Origin of the sequence: Streptomyces sp. NPDC058653 (assembly GCF_042716895.1) — a bacterium.
Lineage (GTDB): Bacteria > Actinomycetota > Actinomycetes > Streptomycetales > Streptomycetaceae > Streptomyces.
The window spans coordinates 20,276-35,460 of the sequence record NZ_JBHXRM010000016.1; the positions used below are offsets into that span (position 1 = coordinate 20,276).

At 72.1% G+C, this 15,185-nt stretch carries 16 protein-coding genes; 7 read left to right on the forward strand and 9 right to left on the reverse strand.

The features are described from left to right. Positions 1-270 precede the first annotated feature (270 nt). The 4 genes from ACFWU9_RS15930 to ACFWU9_RS15945 all read left to right on the forward strand — a co-directional run bounded on the left by ACFWU9_RS15930 (position 271) and on the right by ACFWU9_RS15945 (position 3,736). Positions 271-1,410, forward strand: coding sequence for a PQQ-dependent sugar dehydrogenase (locus ACFWU9_RS15930; protein ID WP_384318591.1), 1,140 nt, complete (start codon positions 271-273; stop codon positions 1,408-1,410). Positions 1,411-1,857: 447 nt separating this feature from the next. Then, positions 1,858-2,058, forward strand: coding sequence for a DUF397 domain-containing protein (locus ACFWU9_RS15935; RefSeq protein WP_384318593.1), 201 nt, complete (start codon positions 1,858-1,860; stop codon positions 2,056-2,058). Positions 2,059-2,177: 119 nt separating this feature from the next. Further along, positions 2,178-2,597: a YciI family protein gene (locus tag ACFWU9_RS15940; protein WP_384318595.1), complete on the forward strand. Its 420-nt coding sequence runs from the start codon at positions 2,178-2,180 to the stop codon at positions 2,595-2,597. Further along, positions 2,594-3,736, forward strand: coding sequence for an RNA polymerase sigma factor (locus ACFWU9_RS15945; RefSeq protein ID WP_384318597.1), 1,143 nt, complete (start codon positions 2,594-2,596; stop codon positions 3,734-3,736). The genes ACFWU9_RS15940 and ACFWU9_RS15945 overlap by 4 nt, the downstream gene beginning before the upstream one ends. Positions 3,737-3,938: 202 nt before the next feature. Here ACFWU9_RS15945 and ACFWU9_RS15950 read toward each other — a convergent pair whose 3' ends face one another. Then, the gene (locus tag ACFWU9_RS15950) at positions 3,939-4,481 is read right to left on the reverse strand and encodes a YciI family protein (RefSeq protein ID WP_384318599.1); all 543 of its coding nucleotides are present in this window, start codon (positions 4,479-4,481) and stop codon (positions 3,939-3,941) included. A 108-nt stretch (positions 4,482-4,589) separates the two neighbouring features. After that, positions 4,590-4,958, reverse strand: a complete 369-nt coding sequence (locus tag ACFWU9_RS15955; RefSeq protein WP_384318602.1) for a nuclear transport factor 2 family protein — start codon at positions 4,956-4,958, stop codon at positions 4,590-4,592. Positions 4,959-5,046: 88 nt separating this feature from the next. On the opposite strand from ACFWU9_RS15955, the gene ACFWU9_RS15960 reads away from it, so the two are divergent. Continuing rightward, positions 5,047-5,838 carry a helix-turn-helix domain-containing protein gene (locus ACFWU9_RS15960; RefSeq protein WP_384318604.1) on the forward strand — a complete coding sequence of 264 codons (792 nt, stop codon included), beginning with the start codon at positions 5,047-5,049 and terminating at the stop codon, positions 5,836-5,838. 65 nt (positions 5,839-5,903) lie between these two features. Here ACFWU9_RS15960 and ACFWU9_RS15965 read toward each other — a convergent pair whose 3' ends face one another. Then, positions 5,904-6,605: an alpha/beta fold hydrolase gene (locus ACFWU9_RS15965; RefSeq protein ID WP_384318606.1), complete on the reverse strand. Its 702-nt coding sequence runs from the start codon at positions 6,603-6,605 to the stop codon at positions 5,904-5,906. Positions 6,606-6,730: 125 nt separating this feature from the next. Here ACFWU9_RS15965 and ACFWU9_RS15970 point away from each other — a divergent pair, with 125 nt between their 5' ends. Next, the gene (locus ACFWU9_RS15970; protein ID WP_384318608.1) at positions 6,731-7,267 is read left to right on the forward strand and encodes a GNAT family N-acetyltransferase; all 537 of its coding nucleotides are present in this window, start codon (positions 6,731-6,733) and stop codon (positions 7,265-7,267) included. A 69-nt stretch (positions 7,268-7,336) separates the two neighbouring features. On the opposite strand, the gene ACFWU9_RS15975 is transcribed toward ACFWU9_RS15970, so the two are convergent. The 6 genes from ACFWU9_RS15975 to rsmI form a co-directional block, all read right to left on the reverse strand. Further along, positions 7,337-8,287 (reverse strand): 4-(cytidine 5'-diphospho)-2-C-methyl-D-erythritol kinase, encoded by a 951-nt coding sequence (locus ACFWU9_RS15975; RefSeq protein WP_384318610.1) that lies wholly within the window; start codon positions 8,285-8,287, stop codon positions 7,337-7,339. Then, positions 8,284-9,111: a 16S rRNA (adenine(1518)-N(6)/adenine(1519)-N(6))-dimethyltransferase RsmA gene (rsmA, locus tag ACFWU9_RS15980; RefSeq protein WP_384318805.1), complete on the reverse strand. Its 828-nt coding sequence runs from the start codon at positions 9,109-9,111 to the stop codon at positions 8,284-8,286. The genes ACFWU9_RS15975 and rsmA overlap by 4 nt, the downstream gene beginning before the upstream one ends. Before the next feature lie 104 nt (positions 9,112-9,215). Beyond that, the gene (locus ACFWU9_RS15985) at positions 9,216-10,505 is read right to left on the reverse strand and encodes a ubiquitin-like domain-containing protein (RefSeq protein WP_384318612.1); all 1,290 of its coding nucleotides are present in this window, start codon (positions 10,503-10,505) and stop codon (positions 9,216-9,218) included. 160 nt (positions 10,506-10,665) lie between these two features. Next, positions 10,666-11,550: a TatD family hydrolase gene (locus ACFWU9_RS15990; protein WP_384318614.1), complete on the reverse strand. Its 885-nt coding sequence runs from the start codon at positions 11,548-11,550 to the stop codon at positions 10,666-10,668. Positions 11,551-11,640: 90 nt separating this feature from the next. Further along, positions 11,641-12,123, reverse strand: a complete 483-nt coding sequence (locus tag ACFWU9_RS15995) for a hypothetical protein (RefSeq protein WP_384318616.1) — start codon at positions 12,121-12,123, stop codon at positions 11,641-11,643. A 129-nt stretch (positions 12,124-12,252) separates the two neighbouring features. Further along, on the reverse strand, positions 12,253-13,167 hold the full coding sequence (gene rsmI, locus ACFWU9_RS16000; RefSeq protein ID WP_384318618.1) for a 16S rRNA (cytidine(1402)-2'-O)-methyltransferase: 915 nt from the start codon (positions 13,165-13,167) through the stop codon (positions 12,253-12,255). Between the two features lie 97 nt (positions 13,168-13,264). On the opposite strand from rsmI, the gene ACFWU9_RS16005 reads away from it, so the two are divergent. Beyond that, a complete protein-coding gene (locus tag ACFWU9_RS16005; protein ID WP_384318620.1) occupies positions 13,265-14,986 on the forward strand; it encodes a dolichyl-phosphate-mannose--protein mannosyltransferase in 1,722 nt (573 codons plus the stop codon). The last annotated feature ends 199 nt before the right edge of the window (positions 14,987-15,185 follow it).

Consider the following 15,185-nt stretch of genomic DNA (forward strand, 5'->3'; position numbering starts at 1 on the left):
ACGGATACGTCGACCTCCCAGGGTAGTGGGCGCGGGGGTGGGGTGCGGGGGCGGTCCGGGTGGTGGGCGCGGGAGGGGCCCGTCGGCCAGGGGCGGAGAACAAAAGAACCGGTATTGGTCTAGGCCAGAACACTCCTGTCTCTGTAGCCTCGTGCGTGGCCAGTGGCACTCAATCCCCCCACCCAGGTTGCGTGCTGGCCGGGCGACACCCTTGACAACTCTGTCCAAGCAGCCTGGTTTCCCCCCATTCGCCGCCTCCAGGAGGTCACGGTGAAAGTACGCACCAGAAGCTCGGCGATCCTCGGCACCATCTGCCTCATCGGTTCCCTCGCCCTGGGCTCGGCGTCCGCCGACGAGCCCACCGCCCCGCGTCAGACGGCCGCCGAGGTCGTGCTGACGGAAGTGGCGACGGCCCAGAACCCCACCGCCGGCGCCGCCGGTCCCAACGACACGGTCTGGATAGCCGAACGCGCGGGCACCGTACGGGTCCTGAACGACCAGGGGCTCGGCGAGACCGTCCTCGACATCTCCGACGAGACCACGACCGACGGCGAACGCGGCCTGCTGGGCATCGCGTTCGACAAGGAGTTCGCGCACTTCTACCTCTCGTTCACGAATCTTGAGGGCACCACCACCATCGACGAGATCGCCGTGGAGAACGGCGAACTCCGGCCGGACACACGGCGCACGGTCATCACGCAGACGCAGCCGTTCGAGAACCACAACGGCGGTGACATCAAGTTCGGCCCCGACGGTTATCTGTACATCGCGCTCGGCGACGGCGGCTCGGGCGGCGACCCGCAGGGCAACGGCCAGAACCTCGACACCCTGCTCGGCAAGATCCTCCGGATCGACCCGACCGGCGGCGAGCCCTACGCGATCCCCTCCGACAACCCGTTCGTGGACGACCCGAACGCGAAGGACGAGATCTGGGCGTACGGGCTCCGCAACCCGTGGCGCTTCTCCTTCGACTCGGGCACGGGCGACATGCTGATCGGCGACGTCGGCCAGAGCGACTGGGAGGAGATCGACTGGGCCTCCGCGAACAGCGGCGGCGGCGAGAACTACGGCTGGGCCTCGATGGAGGGCACCCACCCCTTCCGCGGCGGCACGGAGCCCGCGAACCACGTCCCGCCGGTGCACGAGTACGACCGCAACGGCCTGGGCTGCTCGGTCACCGGCGGATTCGTCTACCGGGGCGACGCGATCCCCGACCTCCAGGGGCAGTACGTCTACAGCGACTACTGCGACGGCACGGTCCGCACCCTGAAGATCGAGAACGGCGCCGTCACCGGCCAGGGCGACCTCGGGGTCAACGGCGGCGAGGTCATCTCGTTCGTCCAGGGCGGCGACGGTGAGCTGTACGTGCTCGCCCTCGGCGGCAGCATCGCGCGTATCGACGCGGCGTAACTCCCTCTCGGCACGATCCCGGGCCCGGCGCCTCTCCACTCGGCGCCGGGCCCGGTCCATGTCCTGACCGGCCCACGGCTTCGCCATGCCCGGTTGGTGAGATCCACTGCTCGTGCCGGCGGGTCACGTACCGTTCACCCTGCGCCACGGGCCCGGACATCGAGAGGGCCGGGCGCCACTCGGCACGTACCCCTGCCGAGGCGATCCGACAGACCCGGGTCATCCATCCGGGACCTCGCGTCCACGCTGCCATCCAGCGAGCAGAGACGCGCCCCCAGTTGGGCCCTCGGCCGGGCCCTCGGTCAGGCCGAAGGCGGCGGCGCCCGGCGGGAGTGGACCGCCCACCCGCATCACATGTTCCACGCCCCTCTGCGCGCCGACTCGCCCTCGTACCGCACCGAACGCACCCCACACACCGCGACACTCAGAGAAGGCGAGCCACCGATCATGAGCAGCCCCATCAACTGGCAGAAGTCCTCGTTCTCGGGATCCGACGCCGAGATCCAGTGCGTCGAACTGGCCGCCGTCGACGGCCGGATCCTGCTCCGCGAGAGCGAGGCGCCGGAGACCGTCGTCGCCACCGACCGCGACAAGCTGCGCGCGTTCCTGCTCGGCGTGAAGGCCGGCGAGTTCGACCACCTGGTCTGAGCCGGGGGCCGTGACATCCCCGCGGAGAAAAGTTCCGCGGGGATGTCGAGAAGGTGGGGCCGGCTCCGTCCCTGGTGGGAACGCGGTCAGAATGGGCCGCACCAGTGAGGAGAGACACCATGGCCAAGTACCTGCTGCTCAAGCACTACCGTGGCGCCCCCGCGGCGGTCAACGACGTCCCCATGGACAAGTGGACCCCCGAGGAGATCACCGCGCACGTGACGTACATGAGCGACTTCGCCGCGCGGCTCGAAGAGACCGGCGAGTTCGTCGACAGCAAGGCGCTCGCCCCCGAGGGGACGTTCGTCCGGTACGACGGCGAGGGCCGCCCGCCGGTCACCGACGGGCCGTTCGCCGAGACCAAGGACGTCATCGCCGGCTGGATGATCATCGACGTCGACAGCTACGAGCGCGCCGTCGAGCTGGCCGGGGAGCTGTCGGCCGCCCCCGGCGCGGGTGGCAGGCCGATCCACGAGTGGCTGGAGCTGCGTCCGTTCCTGGCCGAGCACCCCACCGTCACGGAGTGCCCGCATCGATGAACGAGGCCCTGGTCCGGAGCCTCACGCCGAGTGTGCTCGCCGTCCTCGTCCGCCGCGGAGCCGACTTCGCGGCGGCGGAGGACGCCGTACAGGACGCGCTGCTCCAGGCGGCGGTGGTCTGGCCGGACAACCCTCCGCGGGACGCGAAGGGCTGGCTGGTCACCGTGGCCTGGCACCGGTTCCTCGACGCGACCCGGGCGGACACCGCGCGCCGCCGCCGTGAGGAGGTCGTCGAGGAGGAGCCCGCGCCCGGGCCGGCGTCCGAGGTGGACGACACGCTCCAGCTCTACTTCCTGTGCGCGCACCCGTCGTTGACCCCGGCGTCCGCCGTCGCCCTCACGCTGCGCGCCGTCGGCGGTCTCACCACCCGCCAGATCGCCGCCGCGTACCTGGTGCCCGAGGCGACCATGGCGCAGCGCATCAGCCGCGCCAAGCGGACCGTCTCGGGGGTGCGGTTCGACCGGCCCGGCGACGTCGCGACCGTGCTGCGCGTGCTGTACCTGGTCTTCAACGAGGGCTACTCCGGCGACGTCGACCTCTCGGCGGAGGCCATCCGGCTCACCCGGCAGCTGGCCGCCGCGATCGACCACCCCGAGGTCTCGGGACTGCTCGCGCTGATGCTGCTCCACCACGCCCGGCGGGAGGCGAGGACCGCGTCCGACGGGAGTCTGGTGCCGCTGGCCGAGCAGGACCGGGCCCGGTGGGACACCAGGGCGATCGCGGAGGGGGTCGCGATCCTCCAGGCGGCACTCGCCCGCGACCGGCTGGGCGAGTTCCAGGCGCAGGCCGCGATCGCGGCGCTGCACGCGGACGCGCAGCGCGCGGAGGAGACGGACTGGGTGCAGATCGTCGAGTGGTACGACGAGCTCACGCGCCTCACCGACAACCCGGTCGTCCGGCTCAACCGCGCGGTGGCGGTGGGCGAGGCCGACGGGCCGCGCGCCGGTCTGGTGGCGCTCGCCGCCCTCGACGACTCCCTGCCCCGGCACACCGCCGTGGCGGCGTACCTCCACGAGCGGGACGGCGACCTGGCGTTGGCCGCGCGGCTGTACGCGGAGGCGGCCCGGGGGGCGCCCAACCTGGCCGAACGCGACCATCTGACCCGCAAGGCGGCCCGCCTCAACGCGCGCCGGGGCTAGGGCGTGTCCGCGGGCCCCCTCCGGCGGATCCTCGTGGATCGGCCCGGGGGCGTCCGGTGCGGCGCGGTGCGTCGCGAGGCGGAGGACCGTCCTCGTAACGGACGTGACCGGACGCGTCCGACAACGCGGCGAAGTGCGGTGGCGGGCGTTCCGGCCCCGCGAAGATCCGCCGGAGCGGCCTCGGGCCCGGCTTCGGCCCCGGTCAGGAACGGCCGCCGAACTGCCACCGGTGGACCTCGATGTCCGCGTAGCCGTCCGGGGTGAGGACCGCGCGGGCCGTGGCCGCGTCGGGGGCGCGCAGCAGCGCGGCCGTACCCAGCCACGTGCTGTCGTCGTCGGACATCAGCGGGCCGTACGCGATCAGTTCGGGGTTGGCCGGGACTGCCAGGTCGACGGCCGGGCCACCGCCGAGGCCGAGCACCAGAAACCGGTGGCCCTCCTCGGGGCCGCCGGCGAACTCCCACATGGTGCGGCCCAGCGCGTTGTGCCACCGGCGCAGCAGCACGTCCCGGTAGACACCGGCCTGGTAGCCGGGCTCGTCGAAGGCGAAGGCGCGGGCGGCGGCCGGGCCGGGCAGATCGAGGATGTGCACGCTGCCGCTGCACGTCTCGTCGTCCACGAGCGTGGGACCGCGGGCGATCATCTCCTCGGCGTACCCGTCCATGTAGGTCCAGTGCGCCTCCAGCAGCTCGTCGCGCAGGGGCATCGATCCGGGGCGGTCGCGGTGGTAGCAGAGGAACTCCATGGCCTTCAGTCTTCACCACCGGCCGAGGGCGCCCGTTCTCGGCCCCGGCCCCGTCCTTGTGCGGCAGCGCCGGCCCCGTCCTCGTGCGGCGGGGCCGGGGCCGTTCGCTCACAGGGTCGCCACCGGATTCGGAGCCTGCGGCGGGATCGGTTCGACGACCTCCCAGCGCTCCGCGATCAGACCGCCCTCGATACGGAAGACGTCGGCGACCGCGATGTCGAGACCGGCCGCGGGCAGCCACCGCCGGGAGAACATCGTCACGTGGTCGCCCTCGGCCAGCAGACGACGGATGTCGATCCGCAGCTCGGCGAGGGGCAGTTTCCGCGCCTTCGCCAGCCAGTCCGCCCTCGTGGCGGTCCGGAACGGCAGCCCGTGATCGACGTAGTCGTCGCGCAGCAGAGGTACGACCGCGTCGAGGTCGCCCTTCCCGTACAGCTCGACGCAGGTGAGGACCAGCTTCTTGTTCTCGGTGCTCATGTCCCGAAGTGTCCGGGCGGGATCGCGGACTGTCGATGAACTCCCGCTTCATGGACCGGGGTCGAGGCGCCTGACTAGGGTCGCCGGCATGGAAACAGTAGGTCGCCTGCTGCGCGGGTGGCGGCACGGTCGACAGCTCAGCCAGCTCGATCTCGCGCTGGCTGCGGGCGTCTCCCCTCGCTACGTCAGCCTGGTCGAGACGGGCAGGTCCCGGCCGAGCGCCGACATGGTGCTACGGCTCGCGAACCAGCTCGACGTGCCGTTGCGGCATCGCAACCGTCTGCTGGTGGCGGCCGGTTTCGCGCCGAGGTACCGCGAACGGCCCCTCGACGAACCGGACATGGCGGCGGTCCGCGACGCGGTCCTCCGGGTGCTGCGGGCCCACGAGCCCTATCCGGCGCTGGTCGTGGACCAGCGCTGGAACATCGTGATGACCAACGGCGCGGTCGAGCTCTTCCTCGGGGACGTCCATCCCTCGCTGCTCGAACCACCGGTCAACATGATCCGGCTCGGACTCGACCCCCGGGGCCTGGCGCCCCGGATGGTCAATCTGGCCGAGGTCCGCGCGCTGATGCGCACCCGGCTGGCACGTCAGGTCGCCAGGACCGGTGATCCGGTGGTGGCCGCCCTGTACGAGGAGTTCTTCGCGGACCACGAACCCGAGGGACCCCCGCCGGGGGTGGAGTCGGAGGTGGCGACCCCGATGATCTTCCAGGTGGAGGGGAGGCGGCTGAGCCTGTTCTCGACCGTCACGACGTTCGGCACCCCGCAGGACATCACGCTCGAAGAGATCTCGATCGAGTCGTACTACCCGGCGGACGCGGAGAGCGCCGCGCTCCTGAGGGGCTTCGTGCAGCGCGGGGGCGGATCTCGGCCGTGATGCCGCCCGGGCGCGCGTTCAGGCGGGCCGTTCGGCCGGCGGCGGGCGGGCGGGCGTCGACGGGGTCAGGAGTCGAGCAGGATCCGGGCCAGTTCGCGGGGCTGGGAGAACATCGGCCAGTGGCCCGTGTCCATCTCCACCAGGCGCCACGTGTCGCTCTTCATCAGCGCGGCCACGTCCGGCGAGAGCTCCGGCCAGTCCAGCAGGCACTTGATGTAGGTCGCGGGAAGGTCGCCGAGGGGGCGCTCCAGCCTGGCGGGCCCGGTCAGGGTCGCGCCAGGGTGCGGTGTCGAGCCGGCCACGATACGGGCGATCTGCTCGTCGGTGAGGCCCTGCCCCTCGTACTCCTCCGCCGTCAGGGGCATCCAGAAGCCGCCGTTCCCGTCGATCGACGCCTTGAGCTCCGCCGCGCGCTCCGCCCATGAGGAAACGAACGACTCGCCGTCCGTCGGCACGTTCGAGTCGACGAACACGACGCGGGTCAGCCGGTCCCCGATGCGCTCGGCGGCCTGACCGACCGGGATGCCCGAGTAGCTGTGTCCTACCAGGACGACCTCCCGCAGATCGTGACGCTCGACGGCGCCCACGATGTCCTGGACGTGCGTCTCCTGGTCGACGGCCGTGTCCGGCCGCTCACCGCGTCTGTCGGCGAGTCCGGACAGCGTCAGCGCGTGGGCCCCGTGCCCGGCGGCCCGCAGCTCGGCCACCACCTCGTCCCACGCCCACGATCCCAGCCACGCCCCTGCCACAAGTACGTATTGAGTCATGGCGGGAACCTAGCGCAGGGGTCTGACAATCCGGTGTCCCCGGACGGGGCCGCCGCCCGACCGGCACGGGCCCGGAGCTAGGTTTGTCGTCAGGCATGTGCGCGCGGAGCGAACAGGAGCGGCCCGTGACCGTCGAACTGCGGGTCGGTCCGACCCCCACCGGGGCGCCCGCCCTCGATCTCCGTCCCTGGGACGACGCCGGCGTCAAACCGCTGATCGACATCTACCGCGACCCCGCGCTGCGCCGCTGGACCCGCGTTCCCGTCACCGGGATCGAGGAGGCGCACCGGTGGCTGGAGCTCCAGCGGGACGGCTGGCGGACCGGGGAGCGGCTCAGTTTCGCCGTCTGGGAGACGGACCGGATCGTGGGCCATGTCGTCGTCAAACGCACGGCGGGGCAGGCCGACCGCGCGGAGGTCGGGTACTGGACGGCCGCCGAGGTACGGGGGCGGGGAATCGCGTCGCGGGCCCTGGAGACGCTGAGCGGCTGGGCGTTCGCCACCCTCACCGGTGTCACCCGGCTCGAACTGCTGCACCAGGTCGACAACATCGCCTCCTGCCGCGTCGCGGAGAAGACGGGCTACGTCTACCAGCAGACCCTGCCCGCCCGGCCGCCGTTCCCCCTGGACGGTCACCAGCACCTGCGGCGGGCGCCGCGGTAGGGCGGGCCCGTCCGTACGTACGTCCCTACCGCCGCGCCCGCCGTACGTACGTCCAGCCGCGCCCACCCGTCAGGACACCACCCGTGCCCCCGGCGCCGGGGACGAGGTCACCCTCGCCGTGCGGCAGTTGGCCGAGGTCAGCAGGGCGTCGGCCACCTTCGCCGCCGACCGCTCGTCCTTCGTCAGGAACGCCGTCGTCGGGCCCGAACCCGAGACCAGGGACGCCAGCGCGCCCGCCGCCATGCCCGTGGCGAGCGTCGTCGCCAGCGACGGGCGCAGGGAGAGGGCCGCGGGCTGGAGGTCGTTGGTGAGGGTGGCCGCCAGGGCCGTCGCGTCGCCCGTGCTGAGGGCCGCGAGCAGGGCGGGGTCGGCGGTGGGGGCCGGGACCTCCGCCGCCGCGTTGAGGCGGTCGAACTCCGCGTACACAGCGGGGGTCGACAACCCGCCGTCGGCGACCGCGAACACCCAGTGGAAGGTGCCGCCCACCTCCAGCGCGGTCAGCCGCTCCCCGCGCCCGACGCCGAGCGCCGCGCCGCCCAGCAGGCTGAACGGGACGTCGCTGCCCAACTCGGCGCAGATGGCGAGCAGTTCGGCCTGGGACGAGCCCAGCGACCAGAGCGCGTCGCAGGCGAGCAGGGCGCCCGCGCCGTCCGCGCTGCCGCCCGCCATCCCGCCCGCGACGGGGATGTCCTTGTCGATGTGGATATGGACGCGCGGCTCGATCCCGTGCCGGCGCGCGAGCGCGACGGCCGCCCGCGCGGCGAGGTTCGTGGTGTCCAGGGGCACCTGGTGGGCGTCCGGTCCGGCGCAGGTGACGCGCAGTTCGTCGGCCGGGGTCACGGTGATCTCGTCGTGGAGCCCCACGGCGAGAAAGACATTGGCCAGGTCGTGGAAGCCGTCGGGGCGCGCCGCGCCGACCGCGAGCTGGACGTTGACCTTGGCCGGTACCCGTACGGTCACCGCGCTCCCCCGCGACTCGTCGCCGCCCACGCCGGTCCCCCTCACCTCGGTGCCACTCACGCGTGCGCTCCCTTCGACTCCGCGATACGTGCGAACTCCTCCACCGTCAGAGACTCCCCACGCGCCCGCGGTGAGATTCCCGCCGCGACCAGTGCGGTCTCCGCCGCCGGGGCGGACCCGGCCCAGCCCGCGAGCGCGGCCCGCAGCGTCTTGCGGCGCTGCGCGAAGGCCGCGTCCACGACCGCGAAGACCTCGGTGCGGGACGCGGTGGTGGTGAGGGGCTCGGTGCGGCGGACGAGGGAGACGAGGCCCGAGTCGACGTTCGGGGCGGGCCAGAACACGTTGCGGCCGATGGCGCCCGCGCGCTTCACCTCCGCGTACCAGTTGGCCTTGACCGACGGCACGCCGTACACCTTGTTGCCGGGCGCCGCCGCGAGCCGGTCCGCGACCTCCGCCTGGACCATGATCAGGGTGCGTTCGATGGTCGGGAAGTGCTCCAGCATATGGAGCAGGACGGGTACGGCGACGTTGTACGGCAGGTTCGCCACCAGCGCCGTGGGCGTCGGCCCCGGCAGCTCCTGCACCCGCATCGCGTCGGCGTGCACCAGTGAGAAGTGGGCGGCGCGGTCCGGCATCCGGGCCTCCACCGTGCGCGGCAGCGCGGCGGCGAGGATGTCGTCGATCTCGACGGCCGTCACATGCCTTGCCGCCTCCAGCAGCGCCAGCGTCAGCGAGCCGAGCCCGGGGCCGACCTCCACGACCACGTCGTCGGGCCGCACCCCCGCCGTGCGGACGATCCGGCGGACGGTGTTGGCGTCGATGACGAAGTTCTGGCCGCGCTGCTTCGTGGGACGTACGCCCAGTGCGGCGGCCAGCTCGCGGATGTCCGCGGGGCCGAGGAGATCGTCGGAGGCACGGGTCGCCGCGGCGGGGCCGGGACCGTCCGAGGCGTCGGGGACGTCGGGGACGTCGGGGGGCTCTGTGGTGCTCACCCGTGCAGCCTACGGCCGCAGTGCGGCCACGGACTCGCCCCCCTTTGCACGTAGAGCCTCTTCGCCCGCATCGTCTGCTCGCCCGCCGACGCGTCCTGCGGTCGTCCGCTGCCGCCGAGGGCCCGCCAGGTGCCGGTGTCGAACTGGTAGAGCCCGCCGTACGTCCCCGAGGGGTCGACCGCGTTCGGCCTGCCGCCCGACTCGCAAGCGGCGAGCGCGGCCCAGTCCAGTCCGTCGGCGCCCGCGACGGAGGCGGGGCGCCGCTTCGTACCGACCCTGACCCGCTGGGTGACGGGCGCGCGGACGATCGCCTCGGAGATCTTGCGGGGCTTCTGCCTCACCCCGTTGACGGCGCGCACGGCGTAGGTGAGACGCCGCGTCCCCTGCTCGCCCCGGCGCGTGACCACCTCCGTGCCGGTGAAGAGCGTGGGGTCCTCGATCCGTTCGGTGTCGTACGCGATCGCCTCGTCGCGGACGATCTCGTCGCGGGTGATACGCATCACCGTGATGGTCTGGCCGTCGCGCGGAAAGCTCTCGGGCCGTACGGAGGTGGTGTCCTGGCCGTGCAGCGTCAGCCCGGCGTCGGCCAGGGCCTCGCGTACGGTCGCGGCGTTCGTACGGACGGTGCGCTCGCGCCCGTCGGCCATGAACGTGACGGTGCGCTCCGTCAGGACGTCGAGGGCCAGCCCGCCGCGGGGGATCGCGGACGAGCGCGACACGGACAGCACGGCGCCCTCCGCGCGTACGCCGAGCTGCCGCAGTGCGCCGTCGACGGTCTCGGCGGTCGTCCAGATCTGGCGGCGCCGGCCGTCGACGGTGAGCATGACGGGGCGGCCGTGGCAGACGACGACGGTGTCGCCGTCGTCGAGTTCGGCGCCCCGCCCGGGGGCGACGAGGTCGTGCTCGCCGATCCTGACGCCCTCGTCGGCGAGGAGTTCGTCCACGTCGTCGGCGAAGGTGTGGAGGGTGCGCGGTGCGCCGTCGACGCTGAGTTCGACGGCCTTGTCGTCGGCGACGAAGGCGGAGGTGCCGCCGGCCAGGAAGGCGACGACGAGTGCCTGCGGGACGAGACGGCGCCGGGAGCCCCTGCCGGGGGCGGGGTCCGCACCGGGCCCGGGGGCGGGGGCGGGCTCCGGCGCCGTCGGCGGCTGGTGGCGTGGGACCGGCACGGTCTCCGGCGAGACGAACCACGGCACGGTGGGCGCCGGTTCGGGACGCGGCCCCACCTCGCGATGCCCGCCGCGCCCGCCGCGTCCGGCACGGTGACTGCCCTGCGCACTGCTCATGACGCTCGACGCTCCACAAGTCCGGTCCGGCCCCACCCGATGCCCGGCGGAGACTAGCCCAGCGACCGTCACTCTCCAAAGTCGCAGGACTACACGGCGTAGCTGTTCGAGCGCCACCGGCCACTGCGCGAGCGGGGGGGACCGGCCAGGACCGGCCGTCTCAGTAGCCGAAAGCCCGCGCCGTGTTGGCCGAAATCGCCGTCGCCATCGCGTCCTCGTCGATCCCGCGCACCTCCGCCATCGCGCGCACCGTGACCGGAATCAGATACGGCGCATTGGGCCGTCCTCGGTACGGAACGGGCGTCAGAAAAGGCGCGTCCGTCTCGACCAGCACGAGTTCGAGCGGAGCGACGGCCAACGCCTCACGCAGCGGACGCGCGTTCTTGAACGTCATATTTCCCGCGAAGGACATGAAGTAGCCGCCGGCCGCACAGATTTCGGCCATTTCCGCATCGCCCGAATAGCAGTGGAAAATGGTCCGATCCGGAGCGCCTTCGTCCTTGAGAACACGGAACACATCGGCGTGCGCCTCACGGTCATGGATCACGAGCGCTTTTCCACGGCGTTTGGCGATCTCGATATGCGCGCGGAAGGAGCGTTCCTGCGCGGCCATTCCGTCGGGGCCCGTACGGAAGAAGTCGAGCCCGGTCTCACCGACGGCCAGCACCTGGCCGAGCGCGGCCAGCCGGTCGATCTCGCCGAGCGCGTCGTCCAGGGCCGCCTCACCGCCGGCCTTCCGCGCGCCCTGGCGCGACCAGCCGTCGGGGTCGCCGTGGACGATGCGCGGGGCCTCGTTGGGATGAAGGGCGACGGCCGCGTGCACGGACGCGTGCGCGGCGGCCGTCTCGGCCGCCCAGCGGGAGCCCTGCACATCACAGCCCACCTGGACGACGGTCGGCACTCCTACGGAGGCGGCCTTGGCGAGGGCCTCCGCGACGGTGCCGCTCTGCATGTCCAGGTGGGTGTGCGAATCGGCGACCGGTACCCGCAGCGGTTCGGGTGCCGGCGGCGCTTCGTCGGAGCGTGTGGCGCTTCTCGGGCTCATGGGCACGATCGTACGAGGACCGTGCCCGCCGGTCCCGGGCAGCCGGGCGCTGTCCGGTGCCGGGAGGGCCTACCTGCGGTGGAAGACGGCCTACCTGCGGTGGAAGGGGTGGAGAAGGTCGGAGAGATGCCAGTGGTGGGCCGGCTTCACCCGCGCGTGGTCGGCCACGGCGGAGACGGCCGCCCCGCCCGCCTCGTTCGTCACCGGTATCGGCTCGGCCGGCTTCGGCTCCTTCCTGGACGCCTTCGTTGCCTTGGCCGCCTTGGGCGCTTTGGGCGCCTTCGGCGGCCTCGGCGTCGCGGCGCTCTCCCGCTCCCGGTTCATCAGGGCGTGCACCGAGGACACCTGTCCCGAGCGCATGATGCGCACGACGTGGTGTCCGCAGTTGACGCACGTCGGGCTCGACAGCGGTGAGGGAACCCGCAGTCCGTCCGCCTTGTACACGACGAATTCCTGACCGGAACCGTCCTTGTGGTGCTCTATGTCGTACGCCTGCTCCCACCCGTGACCGCATCGCATACAGCAGAACGCATATGCCTCGTGGGCGACGGCGTTGCCCGTGATCTCACTCATGCCCTGCTCCTCTCCACTCGACCCAGTGGACGCCTATTCGGGCGGGAGCGCATCAACGCTGTCGATTAATGGCAGGCTCTTGGCCTCCTCATGCCGAAAGGGCCCGGCACCCGGTCTGCGCTTTGCTTTTCAAGAGAGTCCTTTACCGTCCCGGGGGGTGATGTGCCCGGCATTCTTTGCCGCGACGACCGCGTCGAAGACATCGCGTTTGGGCACCCCGCCTTCCAGGGCGACCGCGGCGATCGCCTCTTTCCTGCGCTCCCCCGCCTCCTCCCTCACCCGCACCCTGCGCACCAGCTCCTCGGGGTCGGTGACGGGCGCCCGTTCCGGGGCTCCCTCGACCACGACGGTGATCTCCCCGCGTACGCCGCCGGCCGCCCACTCGGCCAGTTCGCCGAGACCGCCCCGCCTCACCTCTTCGTACGTCTTGGTCAACTCGCGGCAGACGGCGGCCCTGCGCCCGGCGCCGAAGACCTCGGCCATCGCCGTGAGGGTGTCGTCGAGCCGGTGCGGCGCCTCGAAGTAGACGAGGGTGCGGCGCTCGTCGGCGGCCTCGCGGAGCTTCGCCAGCCGTTCGCCCGCCTTCCGCGGCAGGAACCCCTCGAAGCAGAAGCGGTCGACGGGCAGACCGGAGAGCGCCAGCGCGGTCAGTACGGCGGACGGGCCCGGCACCGCCGTCACCCTGATGTCGCGCTCGACGGCCGCCGCGACGAGCCGGTAGCCGGGGTCGGAGACGGACGGCATCCCCGCGTCCGTCACGAGGAGCACGCGCGCGCCACCGGCCAGCGCCTCCACGAGCTCCGGCGTACGGGCGCTCTCGTTGCCCTCGAAGTACGACACGACGCGCCCCGTGGTCTGCACACCGAGCGCCTGGGTGAGCCTGCGCAGCCGCCGGGTGTCCTCGGCGGCGACGACGTCCGCCGCCGCCAGCTCGGAAGCCAGGCGCGGCGGTGCGTCGGAGGTGTCGCCGATGGGGGTCCCGGCGAGGACGAGAACGCCGGCCGGGGCTGCGGGGGCCGTTCCCCTGGAGGGCACAGTAGTCACGTACGCCATCCTCGCAGGGCGGCCCGGGCACCCGGTCCGCCGCCGTGTCCAGGGCGGTGTGCCCACGACCCACAGCCGCGTTCCCTACGATGGCGCGGTGACCAGTACTGCGCCAGAAGCCCTCCAGGGTCGGGACGCCGAGGACAGGCCGCCGTCGTGGCCCCAGCGCCTGCGGCGGTTCGGCTATGCGCCGAGACCGGTGATCGGGCTGCGCGAGCGGCTGGTCCCGCCGTACACGGCGCCCTCGACACGCTTCTGGGTCGTCCTCGGCGTACGGCCGCTGCTCGCCGAGCAGTTGATCCGCCGGTCCGCGTGGGGCGGTCCGCTGCTGGTGGCGCTGGTCGCGGGGCTGATGCGGTTCTGGCACCTGGGCAGCCCCAAGGCGGTGATATTCGACGAGACGTACTACGCGAAGGACTCGTGGGCGCTCGTCAAGCAGGGGTACGAGGGCAGCTGGCCCAAGGACGTCGACAAGCTGATCCTGGCCGACCCCTCGCAGGTGCCGGTGCCGACGGACCCCGGCTATGTGGTGCACCCGCCGGTGGGCAAGTGGATCATCGGGCTCGGCGAGCTGATGTTCGGCTTCGACCCGTTCGGCTGGCGCTTCATGGTGGCGGTCCTCGGCACGCTCTCCGTACTGATGCTGTGCCGCATCGGCCGGCGGCTGTTCCGCTCGACGTTCCTGGGCTGTCTGGCGGGCGGACTGCTCGCCGTCGACGGACTGCACTTCGTGATGAGCCGTACGGCCCTGCTCGACCTGGTCCTGATGTTCTTCGTGCTGGCCGCGTTCGGCTGTCTGCTGCTCGACAGGGACTGGGCGCGAAGGCGGTTCGCCGACGCGCTGCCGGTGGACGGGGACGGGGTGCTGCGCCCGGACGCCGCCGTCGGCGGGGGGCTGCGGCTGGGCTGGCGGCCCTGGCGTATCGCCGCCGGTCTGATGCTGGGGCTCGCGTTCGCGACGAAGTGGAACGGCCTCTACATCCTGGCCGCCTTCGGTCTGCTGACGATCTTCTGGGACGTGGGCGCGCGGCGCACGGCGGGCGCCGTGAGCCCGTATCTCGCCGTCCTCAAGCGCGATCTGCTGCCGGCCTTCGTCTCGACGGTCCCGGTCGCGCTCGTCACCTACGTCGCCTCCTGGACCGGCTGGATCGTCACCGACAAGGGCTACTTCCGGGACTGGGCCGCGACCGAGGGCCGGGGCGGCATGTGGTCCTGGCTGCCGGACTGGCTGCGCAGCCTGTGGCACTACGAGACCGAGGTCTACAGCTTCCATGTCAATCTGACCTCCGGCCACACCTATCAGTCCAACCCCTGGAGCTGGATCGTCCTGGGCCGCCCGGTCTCGTACTTCTACGAGGATCCGAGGGGCGGGACGGAGGGCTGCACGGTGGCGCCCGCGGACAAGTGCGCCCAGGAGGTCCTGGCGATCGGCACGCCCCTGCTCTGGTGGGCGGCGTGCTTCGCGCTCCTGTACGTGCTGTGGCGCTGGTTCTTCCGCCGCGACTGGCGCGCGGGCGCCATCGCCTGCGGGGTCGCGGCGGGCTGGGTGCCGTGGTTCTTCTACCAGGAACGCACGATCTTCCTCTTCTACGCGGTGGTCTTCGTCCCGTTCCTCTGTCTGGCGGTCTCGATGATGATCGGCGCCATGCTGGGCCCGGCGGGCTCCGACGAGAGACGCAGGACGATCGGCGCGGTCGGGGCGGGCGTGCTGGTGCTGCTCATCGTGTGGAACTTCATCTATTTCTGGCCGGTCTTCACGGGCGGGACGATCCCGGTCGGGGAGTGGCAGGACCGGATGTGGTTCGACACCTGGGTGTAGTCCCCCGGGGTGGTCCCTGGTGCAGCCCCTGGGTGGTCCCTGGGCGCGGTCCCGGCCTGACGCGAGGGCGGGACCGCGACGGTGCGTCGCGGTCCGATAACAGCCGCTCCTTCGTTCACTCATGTCCCGTAGAGTGCGGAATCATCGCTCCTTGAACACGTTCAAAACGTGGTCGGGAGCGCTCCTGGGGGAGGGGACC

Coding starts and splice junctions, on each gene's coding strand:
- ACFWU9_RS15935 (WP_384318593.1), top strand. CDS start 1,858: ATGAGCAGCCCCATCAACTGGCAGAAGTCCTCGTTCTCGGGATCCGAC.
- ACFWU9_RS15940 (WP_384318595.1), top strand. CDS start 2,178: ATGGCCAAGTACCTGCTGCTCAAGCACTACCGTGGCGCCCCCGCGGCG.
- ACFWU9_RS15945 (WP_384318597.1), top strand. CDS start 2,594: ATGAACGAGGCCCTGGTCCGGAGCCTCACGCCGAGTGTGCTCGCCGTC.
- ACFWU9_RS15950 (WP_384318599.1), bottom strand. CDS start 4,481: ATGGAGTTCCTCTGCTACCACCGCGACCGCCCCGGATCGATGCCCCTG.
- ACFWU9_RS15955 (WP_384318602.1), bottom strand. CDS start 4,958: ATGAGCACCGAGAACAAGAAGCTGGTCCTCACCTGCGTCGAGCTGTAC.
- ACFWU9_RS15960 (WP_384318604.1), top strand. CDS start 5,047: ATGGAAACAGTAGGTCGCCTGCTGCGCGGGTGGCGGCACGGTCGACAG.
- ACFWU9_RS15965 (WP_384318606.1), bottom strand. CDS start 6,605: ATGACTCAATACGTACTTGTGGCAGGGGCGTGGCTGGGATCGTGGGCG.
- ACFWU9_RS15985 (WP_384318612.1), bottom strand. CDS start 10,505: ATGAGCAGTGCGCAGGGCAGTCACCGTGCCGGACGCGGCGGGCGCGGC.
- ACFWU9_RS15990 (WP_384318614.1), bottom strand. CDS start 11,550: ATGAGCCCGAGAAGCGCCACACGCTCCGACGAAGCGCCGCCGGCACCC.
- ACFWU9_RS15995 (WP_384318616.1), bottom strand. CDS start 12,123: ATGAGTGAGATCACGGGCAACGCCGTCGCCCACGAGGCATATGCGTTC.